Genomic DNA, 13,420 nt, shown 5'->3' on the forward strand with positions numbered 1-13,420 from the left:
GGAGTTCGACCATCCGCCCCATTGCCCCCGGTGGGTGGCCTATGCTCAACTCTTCTCCACAGGAACTTCACACTTGGAGTACCGAGTTTCCGCAGGCCATCGCCAGGGGGGAGGCGGCAGCCGTGCCACGGCACCGGCCGTGGCACGGCTGCCGCGTCACACGAGCACGGCGGCGGTCACGCCTGGCCGGTCTCGAAGCGGGAGATGCGGCCGTCGTCCTCGACGGTGAAGCGCCAGCGGGTGCGCATCTCGCCCCAGGTGTCGTTGCGGTAGCGGGCGATGAGGGCGCGGCCGCCGTCGGACTCGTTGTCGACCTCCATGTGGCCGTGGGAGGAGAAGATCTCCTCGTCGATCCACTCGGCGAGGTCCCGGTCCGCGCCGTCGTCCGCCATGGTCGCGCCGGGGGCGAGCAACGCCATGAAGCCCTCGCGGTCATGCGCGTTGACGGCGGTGACGAAGGCGCGGACGGCCGGGTCGCTCAGCTTGGCAGCATGAATCGTCATGCCGTCAGCGTCACACCGGCCCCGGTCCCCCGCCACACGAAGCAGCCGTCACACGGCCGCCACCCGGAGCCGGCACGTCGGCCGCCACCCGAACGGCCCTCGCGGAAGGGACCGGCGCGGGCCGGGGATGCGACGGTGGGTCCGGGGAAACCGGGGCGGGGCCGCACACACGCTTGCTTTGTTCCTCTGCTGCTTTGTTCCTCTGCTCCGGGAGTCAACGTGACGTTCTACGACCGACGTGATCTGGGCCTGCTGATGCTTCGGCTGGGCACCGGCGGGGTGCTCGCCGCGCACGGCACGCAGAAGCTGTTCGGCTGGTTCGGCGGCGGCGGGATCGAGGGCACCGGCCGGTTCATGGAGTCCGTCGGCTACAAACCGGGCAAGGTCAGCGCCACCATGGCCGGCCTCGCCGAGACCGGCGGCGGCACCCTGCTGGCGCTGGGCCTGGCCACCCCGGCGGCGGGCGCTGCGGCAACCGGCGCGATGGCGGGCGCGGCGGCCGTGCACGCCCCCAACGGCTTCTTCAACGCGAGCGGCGGCTACGAGTACGCCGCCACCCTCGGCCTCGCCGCCACCGGCCTCGCCGTCACCGGGCCCGGCCGTCTCTCCCTCGACCACGCCCTCGGCCATGTCCTGGACCGCGGCTGGATGGTCCCGGTCGCGCTCGGCGTGGCGGCGGCCGCGACCGCGGTCGTGGTGGGCACCCGGGTCAAGCGGCTCCAGCGGGAGGCACGGCGCGCGGAGGGCGAGCAGGATCCGCTGTTCGACGAGGTGACGGCGAGCTAGGGCCTGTCGTGTGGATCAGGCCGGCTGCCCTGGCTCAGGGGTCGCCGCACACCTTCAGTTCCTGCTTGGCGCTGAGCTTCTGGAGGCTCTTCAACTGGCCCTTCAGCGCGTCCGGTTCGACGAGATGGCGCAGTACCGCCTGGTGGAAGGCGTCCCGCAGGGTGCGGGGCATGGCGTCGGAGGCGTCCCAGCAGCGGGTCGTGCCTTCCTCGCGCAGGATCCCGCCGATCCGCCGCTCGGTCGTGCCCTGTTCGGACTCCGGGGTCGCCGCCGTGTTGACGGTGTAGTCGGGCAGCTTGGTGCCGGGGTTCGCCAGATAGCGGATCAGCTTCTTCGCCTCCGGCTTGTCGGTCAGCAGGGCCGCGAGGTCGCCGGAGACCTCCCGGGCCCCTGCCTCCGGCCCGGCGCCGGGGATCACCTCGGCGGAGGAGACGTACGTCCCGCCCTGCTTCCGCCAGTGGCCGGCGCGGAAGGAGCCCTGGTGCTCCAGCCGTCCGCCCGCGGCGCAGGCCTCGCGGAACCCGGCTGTCAGCGCCTGATCGACGCGGTCGGCCTCGCCCGCGCCGACCAACTCGCCCCAGGTCGTCCAGGCCTTCTCCACGGCCGGGTCGGTCCAGGGGAGTTCGCCGTTCACCCAGTCCGCGTACGCCCGCGGCCCGGCCTGCTGGAGCAGGATGTCCTCCACCCAGTCGGTGCCGGGCCACCCGGAGGCGGCGCCGTCCTCCATGCCCAGGCACCATTCCCCGGGTGTGCCCGGCGACTGCCTCGTGGGCTGTTTCCCCGTGTACCAGACCATGCTCTTCAGGCTCGTCTTGACCGGCAGCCAGTAGGTGTGGAGGCCACCGTCCTCGCCCCGCACCTTGGGTGCCCACATCTCGTCGTAGTGCCCGGCGTCGAACAGGCCGTCCAGTGAGCGGAGCCGGCCGTCACCGGCGTACGTCAGGAGTTCGCCCGGACCGGGCACCACCGCCACGTCCGGCGGGTTCCCGGCCGCTATGTCGGCGGCGAGCACCTGGCTCAGTGCGGAGCTGCCCTGGTAGACGACCTTGATGTCATGTCGCTTCTGGAAGTCGTCGATGATGTTCTTCCTGAACTCCGTCTCCTCGTCGCCGGTCCAGCTGGCGAGCAGCGTCACCGTCCCCTTCCAGGCCCGCGCCCAGCGCACCCCCGTGTACACGCCGGCGCCGAGCAGCGCCAGGCAGACGGCGAGGACGAGGAGTGTGCGAGGTCGTGGCCGTCTCATCGCGACCCCCGGAACCGGTACTCGGCGATACGCGGTCGCAGCGCCCACAGCGTCAGTGCCATCACCACGGCCCCTCCCCACAGCACCCAGTCGGACAGCGACGCCCAGAAGCCCGCGTCGTCCAGCGCGGCCTGCACCCGGCCCGCGACCAGGGGGATGTCGTCCCGGTCGCTGCTCCGTTCACGGATCCAGCCGACGGTGTCGGCCATCGCGCCGTGTGCCCTGATCGTGATCCACACCAGCACCGGCACGCCGAGCGCGCACACCACGGTCGCGGCGAGCAGCCGCAGGTGCACCGGTTTACGGAAGCGGTGCCGCAGGAACCGCTGGGTCTCCAGCAGAGCCAGGCACAGCGCGACGTACAGCGCCGCGACCACGCTCCACAACAGCCATTGCTGCCAGGGGAACATCGCCTGCCGCTCGGCCTCGGCCACTTGTTCGGCTCGCAGGGCGTCGAGGCGGCTCATGATGTCTCCGGTGGCGTCCTCGTCCTCCGAGTCGAGCACCTGTTTCGCGTAGTGGAGATAGGCGGTGCGCAGCGGCGAGGACTCGGGCTGCCGGCCCGAGCGCTCCACCCAGCTGGAGTAGACGGCGATCAGCCCGGTGATGGTCTGGAGGTCGTGGCGGCCCTGCAGGCCGGTGACGTTCTCGGAGGCGGCCAGGGCGAGGCTCTGCTGGGCGACCGAGACCCAGGTGTGGAACTCGCCGCTCGTCTCGTCCTGCGGTCCGCCGCCGACCACGTCCTGCGCCTGGCTCATCGCGTACCGCGCCGTGTCGACGGCCAGGATGCCGGGCGTGCTCGCCGACGACAGCGGCACGGTGTCGTCGTGCACGCCCCGGTAGGCGACGAACAGCGCGAGCGTGGTGGCGAGTCCGAGCGTCAGCAGCAGCCGGAGTCTGCGGACCAGCTCGCGGCCGGTGGTGCTCACGGCCGCTCCTCCAGGCGGTGCCCGCCGGAGGGGCAGAACCGGGCCCCGGCGGGGGCCTTGTGGGAGCAGACCGGGCAGGTGACGGTGGCCCCGCCCGCACCCGCGGCGCCCGTACCGCTGCCATCGCCGGTACCGGAGCCGGGGCCGAAGGTGCTGCGGCTGCTCGCGGTGATCAGGTGCTCGAAGTCGACGGCGGTCACCTCGGGGCGCAGCCGGACCCGGCCGGCCTGTGCGTCGTCGATCTCCACCAGGCGGGCCAGCCGGCCGAGTTGCTCGTCGGCGCTCATCGCGCGGGCGAGCTGCACGGCCCGGCCGAGCTGATGCTCCGCCAGGTCGCGCTCGCCGCGGCGGTGCGCGTCGGTGGCGGCGGCGACGGCCTCACCGAGCCGCTGGTGCTGCTCGAAGTGCTCGACCTGGGCGTCGGTGTGCGCGGACAGGGCCGGGTTGTCGGTCCAGTGCACCAGGCAGGGCTGCGGGGGCGGCAGCACTACGTCGTCGCCGGGCACGTCGACGGCGACCACGGCGAGCTGGAGGTCCTCGCCGCGCGGGCGGCCGTCCGGGTCGGCGGACAGGCACAGCTGGTAGCGGCGGGTCTCGTCGCCCCAGGCGCGGGTGACGAACCGGGTGCCCTCCTCGGGGGTCAGCTCGGCCTCGGTCGGGAAGACCTGCTTGAGATAGCGCACGGCCGCCCCGGCCATGGGGGTCACCGAGATCGCAAGCTCGGGCACGGTCTTGGTGAGCAGCCGGTCCATCAGCTTCTCGTACTCCGCCGGAAGGGCCGCCTCCTCGCGCACCGAGGAGGCGGTGCCGTGCAGCCGGCGGGTGATCCGCAGCAGCTCCCGGCCGTCCCAGCCGTCGCCGATGCCCCAGGCGTCGCAGACGAAGCGGCCCGCGCAGGTCTCCAGCACCTCCGCCAAGGGCATCTGTTCGTCGTGCTGGTTCTTGCCGTCGGTGAGCAGCAGCACATGCCCGAGGGGCGCGTCCTGCTCCGCCAGCAGCCGGCGGGACAGATCCAGCCAGGCGCCGATGCAGGTGCCGCCGCCCGCGACCAGCCGCAGCACGGCCCGCTCCGCCTCCGCCCGCCGCCGGGCGTCGGCGCGGGCCATGCCCGGGACGTCCGGATACACCATGGCCGCCGTCTCGTTGCCCCGGACCACCGCGAACGGCGTGCCGTCCGGCAGCATCCGGATCGCCGCGACGGCCGCCTGCTGGGCGGCGTGCAGCTTCTCCGGCGGCCAGGTCATCGAGCTGGAGCAGTCCACGGCCAGCACCTGCGCGAGCACCGGCCCGGGGCCCGCGCCGCCCTCGGCGCCGTCCACGCGGACGCTGAGGATGGCATGCATCTGCGGGTCGCTCGCCTCACCGGACAGGTACTTCCACTGGCTGATCTCCAGCCCGACCGCGACCTGCCCGGCCGTGACCTGCCCGGCCGTCTCGCCCGCTCCGGGCGCTCCGGTCTCCATGTGTCCGTGCACCTCCCCGTCGTCGTCGCTGCCGTACGCCGTCACGCCCTGGCCGTACGCCGCCGGCCGCGCAGCAGATCCCGCAGACCGGCCGGCACGGGCAGCACCGCGTACGCCCGGTCGAGCAGATCACCGCGCTCGTCCGCGCTGCCCGCCTGTTCCGCGAGCCGCTTCAGCGACTCGGACAGCTCTTTGCGCAGCGCGTCTGGGGTGTCCACCGCCCCGAAGACCTCCGCGGGGAGGACACCGGAGCCCCAGCCGCCCGGCGGACGGCAGACGAGCGCGTACTCGCGGAGTTCCGTCTCCAGCCGGTCCCGGGACGGCTGCTCCCGGGAGCCGGCGCCGGCCCGCCGCAGCCCCTCCAGCCGCCAGGCGGCCTCGGCCAGCTCGGCCGGGCCGGGCCCGGATCCGTCGGGCAGCCTGCCGCCGAGCACCCGGATCGCGGCGATCCGCGCGGCGTCGTGGTGCCGTGCCGTCGTCGGCACCTCGTCCAGGACGGCCACGGCCCGCCGCCGGTCGCCGCCGCGCAGCCGGATCCGGGCCAGTCCGAAGGCGGCGCTGCCCTGGGTGCGGTCCCGCCGCCGGACGGCCTCGTAGTACTCCTCGGCCTGCCGCTCACGGGCCTGCGCCCGCCGGACCGACTGCTCCTCGGCGCGCCGGATCCGGGCCAGGGCCGCTCCGGCCGACGCGACCTCGACCGGCTCCTCGGCCGATTCCCGCAGCCGCTCGGACAGGTACTCCGCGCAGTATCCGAGGGCCAGCTTGGGCGCGGCCTCGCCCGGGAGGGCGGCGTAGGTGGCGGCGAACTCGCCCTCCGCCCGGTCCACCTCACCGCGCATCAGATGGACCAGGCCCTGGTGCCAGAAGATCCGCCAGTCGTAGTCGCCGCCACGCCCCTTGGCCGTCCGCACCCACTCCTCGGCCCGGTCCGCCTCCCCCGCGTCCAGATAGGCGCGGCACAGCCAGAGCGCGGCCTCCACGGTGTGCAGCCTCGCGTCCTGCCGCGCCCGCTCGGCGATGCGGTCCGGGGTGTCGGCGGCGAGTCCGTCGAGCAGCAGGGTGGCGGCGTCGGCGGCGTCGGGGATCGGGACGGGCAGGGCCAGGGCCGTGTCCCGGGGGTCCGGGGCCCCGACGGGCAGCCGCGGCTTCCGGGTGCCGGGGCGGCGCGTCCAGTGCTCCAGCGCCGGGACCGTGCCGATGCGGGCGCCGAAGACCGCCGCGGTCGGCTGGAAACGGGTGGACCGCTCCGGATACGGCTCGTGGCCGCTGAGCGCCTGGTGCTCGCGCAGCACCTCCCACAGCTGGCGGGACATCTCGGCCGCCGAGCCGAAGCGGGCGGCCGGGTCCGGGTGGGTGGCGCGGTGGATCAGCTTCTCGAAGGAGCGGGCGGCGAGTCCGACGGGGTCCGTGGCGCGCGTGGCGAGGGACTTCAGGGTGCGGCCCACGGTGAACAGATCGCTGTCGATGTGGAAGCCGCGCTCGTCCAGTTCCTTCCGGTGGGGCGGATAGCCGTGCGTGTAGGTCAGTTCGGAGGTCCGGTCGCCGATCGGGCGGATGGCGCCGAGGTCGATGACCTTGATCCGGCTGCCGTAGTGGATGACGTTCTCGGGCTTCATGTCGCAGTAGAGCAGGCCCTGGTCGTGCAGGTACTCCAGGGCACCGAGGATCATGCAGCCGTACGTGATCACATGCCCGAACTCCAGGGGGCCGCCGAGCAGCCGGCTCAGCTCCTCGTCCGGGGCGAACCGGATCCAGGAGAGCGAGCGGCCGCCGGCGTACTCCATCACGGTGTAGCCGGTGGGCTCCGGGTCTCCGGGCGCCTGGTGCTCCACGTACGTGATGATGCGGACGATGTCCGGGTGGTGGAGCGTGGTGAGCGAGCGGCGCTCCTCGACGGCGGCGCGCCGGCCCGCGGCGTCCCCGGTGTTGATCAGCCCTTTGAGGACGACGTGGAGGCCCTGTACCCGGGTGTCCTCGGCGAGATAGATCCAGCCCTGGCCGCCGACGGCGAGATAGCCGAGCACCTTGTAGTGACCGCCGACCACGTCACCGGGGTGCAGCTTGGGCCGGAACGAGTACGGCGTGCCGCACTCCGGGCAGAACCCGTGGTCGGGCGGGGGGCCGCCGTCGTACGCGACGCCGATGGTGCCGGGGCAGTTGTTCACGCCGCAGCGGCGTCCTCCGGTGGGCGGCCGGGGGACGGTGTCGGCGGCCTCCGAGGGATCCGGGGAGGGCAGATACGGCAGGACCGGCAGACCGTCCCGGTCGAGTTCCCCGGAGACCGGACCGGAGGGCCGACGCGCGGCCCCGCCCCGCTCGCCCTCCCCCGCGCGCCCCGGCTCCTGCTCCTGCTCTTGCTCCTGCCGAGGCGGCTCCGGCCGCCCCTCGGGCGCGAGGGGCCGCCGGAAGCAGGTGTCACAGAACCCGGTGACCATGATCCGGCCCCCACAGCCGGGTCTGACACAGGCCTCGCCGGTCATGAGGACGAGCCCCCGCCCTGGTTCTGGCGTTGGCCGTCGTGGCGGTCCACGCGGCGGGTGTAGGCGTGCACCGCCGCCTCGGCCGCCCGTATGTCGCAGGGTCTGGTCTGCAGCAGGTCGTGTGCCCGGAGATAGAGAGCGTCCACCGCCGGGTCCTCCTCGCCTTGGATGGAGTGCTGGTGCAGGACGTGGTAGCTGCGCAGGCGGCCGCGCAGTTCCTCGCGGCGGTCGCGGAGCCGGTCGAGGTGGCGGATGCCGTGCGCCAGCCGGGCGGCCACCCGGTCGGCCAGCCGTTCGTAGCGTGCGAGGTCCGGGCCATGACCGGGGTCGCCCTGGGTGCGGGTGAGGTCGGCGAGGGCGGCGTGGGCGGCCACGAGGTCCGCGTCGAGGGGCCGGAGGCCGTCGGGGACCACGGCGGCCTTGCGCTCGTGCAGCGCCCTGGCGAGCGGTCCGGTGATCTCCTTCAGCGCCTCGACGAGCCGCGCCCGGCGCTCCTGCGCGGGCTGGAGCAGCAACCGCCGGCGGGCCTGGTGATGGCAGGCGCCGGCCGTACGGAAGACGAGCAGCAGACGGCTGCCCCCGGCGCGCAGCACCTCCAGCAGGTCCAGCAGCGCCGGTGGGTCCAGGGCTTCGTCGACACCGACGACGACCAGGGTCAGGGTGACCTTCGCGGCTCTGATCCGGTCGGCGGCGAGGACGGCCGGGTCGTGCCACAGGCCCATGCGTTCGGCGATCCGCTCGGCGATCTCGGCGGCGGTGAGCCCGCCCGCGTCCACCGCCAGATCGTGGCCGCCGGCCGACGGGACCGTGCCCGGCGGGTCCTGTGAGGCCCGCTCGACGGAGACGGCGGTGCGTAACTCGCGGTCGGCGAGGGTGATGGCGCGGCGCAGGGTGGCGGCGCGGGCGCCGTCGCCGTGCGGCACGACGCTGATCTTCACCTGCTGTCCGTCGTCCCGCAGCCAGGCGGCGAGCCGCTGGGCGAACGGCTCGTCGAGCAGCGCCTCCGAGACGTCGTCCTCGGTGGACTTCAGCTGGTCGTCGACGGCGGTCCGCCCGGCGGTCCACCGGCCGACCTGGGGCAGGTGCCGGACGATGGTCTCGGCCGGGCTCATGAAGGAGAGCGGGTCGCCGTGCCGGTCCCGCGTCGCGCCGAGGACCATGCCGATGACCTCGCCGGTGAGGCTGTCGGCCACCCCGGCGCCGCTGCATCCGGGGCCGGCCGGCTCGCCGGGGCCTGCCGGGACGAGCCGCACCCGTCCGTCGCGTCCCCGGCCGCCGACGACGGTGGCCCGGATGCCGCCGTCATGGCCGTGCGGGAAGCCGTACATCCGCACCTCGCGGCCCGGCGCGGACAGCCGGTGGAGCCTGACCGCCTCCTCCGCGGGCCGGCGCCGTGCCAGCCGCAGCAGCGCGACATCCCCGCTGGGCTCGCCGTCGGCGTCCACGCTCTCCGGGACGTACGCGTCCACCCAGGCCGGCACCGAGGGCACATGGGGACCGGCGGCGCCGACGAACTCCGCGGTGACCCGGGCCGCCGCCCTGCCGACGACATGGGCGCAGGTGAGCACCCGGTCGGGACTCAGCAGAATGCCGGCCCCCGCGATCTCCCCGTCCGCTCCCCGGATGCGCACAGCCCAGCTCGGCGTCTCCGTCGACGAGGCGGCTCGGACTCCCCCGCCAGCAGCCATATTCGAAACTATACGGGCGCTTGGTGGCGCCGCATACAGATGTGACAGCTATTCAACAAGCGTCGGATGATCGCTTGTTGACCGCCTCAGACGCCGAGGCCGCGGGTGAGCCGGCGGCGGCCGAGCAGCAGGGCCGCACCGGCGACGAGCGCCGCGGCGCCCAGGGCGAGGAAGTAGCCGGAGCCGGGCACCCGGTCGCCGGACACCTTCAGGGCGTTGCCGCCGAGGCCGCCGCCGAGCGCGCCGGCCAGCCAGAACAGCGCCACCATCTGGCTGACGAAGGTGGCCGGGGCGATCGCCGTGGTGGCGCTCATCCCGATCGGGCCGAAGGAGACCTCGCCCGCCGCCAGCAGCAGGAAGGCCAGCAGCAGCCACAGCGGGGACACCCGGGCTCCGTCCGCCGCCAGTGTCGCGGCCAGGGCCATCACGAAGTACGCGGCGGCCGTGGCGCCCATGCCGACCGCGTACTTGACCGCCGTCGGCACCCGGTCGCCGGCCCGGGTCCACAGCCAGGCGAACAGCGGCGCCAGCGCCAGGACGAACAGCGGGATCGCCGACTGGAACCAGCTGGCGGGCACGGTACGGCCGAGGATCTCGCGGTCGGTGGCGTGCTTGGCGAACAGGGAGAAGGCCGAACCGGACTGGAGGAACAGGGCCCAGAAGACGGCGGAGGCGGCGAACAGCCAGATGTACGTGCGCACCTTGACGCGTTCGACGGCGGTGAGCACCGGGTTGCGCAGCAGCCGCCAGAAGCAGAGGACCGGCAGCGTCACGCACAGCAGGCCGATCAGCGCCATGAGATGGGCGAGGCGGAAGGTGCCGAGCGCGGCGTCGACGCCGTAGACGAGGACGACCACGGCGGTGGCGGCGAGGGTGACGCGCAGGACGCGGGTGCGCTCGGCGGGTGTGGCGGACCGCTCGGGGGCGCGGCAGGTGTCGCCGAAGTGCCGGGAGCCGCGGACGTACTGGAAGAGGCCGATGGCCATGCCGAGGGCGGCGGCGCCGAAGCCGAGGTGCCAGTTGACGCCCTCGCCGAGCGCGCCCACGACGATCGGCGCGACCAGGGCGCTGACCTGGACGCTCATGTAGAAGACGGAGAAGCCCGCGTCGCGGCCGGCCCGGTCCTCGCGGTCGTAGAACGCGCTGAGCAGGTTGGCCATGTTGGGCTTGAGCAGACCGGTGCCGAGGGCGATGAACAGCAGGCCGGGGTAGAGGGATCCGGCGACGGGCACCGCCATCGACACATGGCCCAGGGCGATCAGGACGCCGCCGTACAGCACGGCGCGGTACGCCCCGAGGATCCGGTCGCCGATCCAGCCGCCGGGCACGGAGGCCAGGAAGACGGAGGCCATGTACAGGCCGTACAGCAGCCCGGCGTCGCCGGCGGACATGCCGAGGCCGCCGCGGTCGGTGTCCTCCGTCGCGTACAGCACGAGGATCGCGGTCATCCCGTAGAAGCTGAAGCGTTCCCAGACGTCGGTGCCGAAGAGGGTGGTGAACCAGCGCGGCCGGCCGAGCAGACCGGTGCTCCGGCGGGCGGCGTCGGTGGCCTCTGGGGCGGCGGTGGCGGACCGCCGGTCGGCGGCGGACGGTTGGGTCGGGGCTGCCATGGCTCCTCCGGTGAACGCAGCGAACGGGCGCACGCCGAGCCTCACCGGAGCCGTTCGACGACCGCTCGAGGACTGCTCGGGGGCCGGATGCGTGGGCGAAGGCGCGGCCGACCATGGACAGCACGCGCGCGGCGCCCGGCCGGGGGAAGGTGCCGGGCGCCGCGGGGCGGGAGGGGCGGGCGGGCCCGCGGGGTGGCGGTGGCGACGGGGGACTGCCACCCGTGGCCCCGCGGGCCGGCCCGGCGCCGGCTGCGCTGCCGGCCGCCGTACCCCTCACGCCTTCAGGGAACCGTCTCTCCCTAGGAAGGCGCTCGCGCCCCGCTCGCCCGCAGGCGAGGAGCCCGGGCGCGTCAGGACGCCCGGGCTCCGGTTCGGGGACGGCTGCGCCGTGGCGTCAGCCGTGCTGGTCAGCCGTGCTTCTCGAAGTCCACCTGCGGCAGCCGGCGGTCCAGTGCCGCCGGGATCCACCAGGCGCGGCGGCCCATCAGCTGGAGCGCGGCGGGGACGATCAGGCAGCGGATGACGACCGCGTCGACGAAGACCGCGACGGCCATGCCGAAGCCGAACTGCTGGAGCATCCGGTCGCCGCCGAGCATGAAGGCGCCGAAGACGGCGATCATGATCGCGCCGGCCGCGGTGACGACCGAGCCGGTGTGCGCGAGTCCCTCGCGGATCGCGGCGGTCGCGTCCTGGGTGCGCAGCCACTCCTCCCGGATGCGGGAGATGATGAAGATCTCGTAGTCCATGGAGAGGCCGAAGACGATCGCGAAGATCATGATCGGCAGATACGCCTCGATGGGTCCGGGCTCGACGCCGAACAGGCCCTTCTGGAAGACCAGGACCATGGCGCCCAGCGAGGCCGCGATGCTCAGCAGGTTCAGCAGCGCCGCCTTGAGCGGCACCAGCACCGAGCGGAACACCGCGACGAGGATCAGCAGCGACAGGCCGACCACGATGGCGACGAAGACGGGCATGCGGTTCGAGACCGTGTCGGCGTAGTCGATGACGGCCGTGGTGGCGCCGCCCACGAGATAGCGGGCGCCGGTCTCCTGGCGCAGGTCGACGAGGACGTCGTCGCGCAGGGTGTGCACCAGTTCGGTGGTCTGCGCGTCCTGCGGCGAGGTCTCCGGGAAGGCGATCACGGTGAACGCCTTGCCGTCCTCGGCGGGGATCGGTTCGGTGGCGGCGGCGACGCCCTCGGTGTCGTTCAGCGTGCGGGTGAGCGCCGCGCCCGCTTCCGCGTCGCCCTCGGTGACCACGACGAGCGGGCCGTTGAAGCCGGGGCCGAAGCCGTCGGCGAGCAGGTCGTAGGCCTTGCGGCTGGTGCTGCTCGCCGGGTCGTTGCCCGCGTCGCCGAAGCCCAGCCGCAGGTCGAGCGCGGGGACGGCCAGGGCGCCGAGCGCGACCACGGCCAGCAGCAGGGCGGCCAGCGGGCGGCGCTGCACCAGAGTCGCCCACCGGCGCCAGCGCACCTCGCCGCCGGTCACCTTGCCCTTGGCCTCGCGCTTGGCCGCCCGCGCCCGGAACTGCCGGGCGAAGCGGTTGCCGAACACGGCGAGCAGCGCGGGCAGCAGGGTGAGCGAGGCGAGCATGGTCACCAGGACGGTGAGGGCCACGGCGACGGCGGTGCCCTGGAGCGAGCCGATCCCGAGGGCGACCAGGCCGAGCAGGGCCACGATCACGGTGCACCCGGCGAAGAAGACGGTGCGGCCCGCGAGGTCCAGGGCGCGCCGGCCCGCCTCCTCTGGGGTCGCGCCGCGGACGAGTTCGCTGCGGTAGCGGGCGAAGATCAGCAGGGCGTAGTCGATGCCGACGCCGAGGCCGACCAGCATCATGATGTACGGCGTGTAGCTGGCGATCGTGAAGACGTGCGAGAGCAGGATGATCGCGCCGAGGGTGCTGCCGACGGCGAAGACCGCGGTGATGACGGGCAGTCCGGCCGCGATGACGGTGCCGAACATCAGGCCGAGGATGACGAGCGCGGCGAGCATGCCGGCGCCTTCGGCCGCGCCGCCCTCCGGTTCGGCGAGCGCGCGGGCCGCCTCGCCGCCGAGTTCGACGGTGAGGCCGCCGGAGCGGGCGGTCAGGGCGGTGTCGTGGATGCGCCGGGTGTCGTCCGTGGTCATCTCCTCGGACCTGCCCTCGAGGACGACGGTGGCGTAACCGACGGTGCCGTCGCGGGAGATGGCCTGCCGGTCCTCGTACGGGCTGCGCACCTGGGCCACCTTGGGCAGGCCGGCCACCTTGTCCAGCATGGCCGTGACCCGGCGGCGGGTGTCCTCGCCGTTCAGGCCGGCCTCGTCGTGCAGCACGATGTCGAGGGTGTCGCCGGCCTGCGCGGAGCCGTGCTCGCGCATGGTCTCCAGCGCCTGCTGGGTCTCGGTGCCGGGCAGGGAGAAGTCGTCGCGGTAGGCGTCGCCGGCGGCGGTGGCGCCGCCCCAGACGGTGAACAGGACCACGACCCACAGCAGCAGAGCCGTCCACCGGTGCCGCTGGGCGAAACCGGCGGTGCGCTCCAGGAGGGAGCGGCGGTGTGGGGGTGGCGGCGTGGTGGGGGTGTCGCCCCGGACCGGTGTCATGGTCACCATGAACTCCTTGTTGAGACAGGATGTTCAGTGATGCCACGGAGGTGTCGAGGGCGACTCGAGCCGCTGTCGAGCGGCGGTGGTATGACGGAGCGTCAGACCGTCACCGGGGTCGAGCGTCTCGCCTTCCGGC

At 73.7% G+C, this 13,420-nt stretch carries 9 protein-coding genes; 1 reads left to right on the forward strand and 8 read right to left on the reverse strand.

The genetic code is table 11. From position 1 onward, the window contains the following. Positions 1 to 176: 176 nt before the first annotated feature. A complete protein-coding gene (locus ACZ42A_RS01895; RefSeq protein ID WP_468525158.1) occupies positions 177 to 503 on the reverse strand; it encodes a nuclear transport factor 2 family protein in 327 nt (108 codons plus the stop codon). A 219-nt stretch (positions 504 to 722) separates the two neighbouring features. Between ACZ42A_RS01895 and ACZ42A_RS01900 the strand changes: the two genes are divergently transcribed. Then, entirely contained in the window at positions 723 to 1,289 is a 567-nt protein-coding gene (locus ACZ42A_RS01900) for a DoxX family protein (protein WP_468525159.1), read from the forward strand. Positions 1,290 to 1,323: 34 nt separating this feature from the next. Here the strand turns inward: ACZ42A_RS01900 and ACZ42A_RS01905 are convergent, their stop codons facing one another. From ACZ42A_RS01905 to ACZ42A_RS01935, 7 genes are all read right to left on the reverse strand, one after another. After that, positions 1,324 to 2,532, reverse strand: coding sequence for an ABC transporter substrate-binding protein (locus ACZ42A_RS01905; RefSeq protein WP_468525160.1), 1,209 nt, complete (start codon positions 2,530 to 2,532; stop codon positions 1,324 to 1,326). Further along, positions 2,529 to 3,461, reverse strand: a complete 933-nt coding sequence (locus ACZ42A_RS01910) for a hypothetical protein (RefSeq protein ID WP_468525161.1) — start codon at positions 3,459 to 3,461, stop codon at positions 2,529 to 2,531. Before ACZ42A_RS01910 ends, ACZ42A_RS01905 begins: the two co-directional genes overlap by 4 nt. Next, the gene (locus tag ACZ42A_RS01915) at positions 3,458 to 4,969 is read right to left on the reverse strand and encodes a VWA domain-containing protein (protein ID WP_468525162.1); all 1,512 of its coding nucleotides are present in this window, start codon (positions 4,967 to 4,969) and stop codon (positions 3,458 to 3,460) included. The genes ACZ42A_RS01910 and ACZ42A_RS01915 overlap by 4 nt, the downstream gene beginning before the upstream one ends. Then, positions 4,966 to 7,359 (reverse strand): tetratricopeptide repeat protein, encoded by a 2,394-nt coding sequence (locus ACZ42A_RS01920; protein ID WP_468525163.1) that lies wholly within the window; start codon positions 7,357 to 7,359, stop codon positions 4,966 to 4,968. Before ACZ42A_RS01920 ends, ACZ42A_RS01915 begins: the two co-directional genes overlap by 4 nt. Before the next feature lie 41 nt (positions 7,360 to 7,400). Further along, on the reverse strand, positions 7,401 to 9,092 hold the full coding sequence (locus ACZ42A_RS01925) for a trypsin-like serine peptidase (RefSeq protein WP_468525164.1): 1,692 nt from the start codon (positions 9,090 to 9,092) through the stop codon (positions 7,401 to 7,403). Between the two features lie 86 nt (positions 9,093 to 9,178). Then, the gene (locus ACZ42A_RS01930; protein ID WP_468525165.1) at positions 9,179 to 10,702 is read right to left on the reverse strand and encodes a peptide MFS transporter; all 1,524 of its coding nucleotides are present in this window, start codon (positions 10,700 to 10,702) and stop codon (positions 9,179 to 9,181) included. A 407-nt stretch (positions 10,703 to 11,109) separates the two neighbouring features. Then, a complete protein-coding gene (locus ACZ42A_RS01935; protein WP_468525166.1) occupies positions 11,110 to 13,290 on the reverse strand; it encodes an MMPL family transporter in 2,181 nt (726 codons plus the stop codon). Positions 13,291 to 13,420 lie beyond the last annotated feature (130 nt).

It is taken from the genome of Streptomyces sp. NPDC030838, from assembly GCF_055572035.1.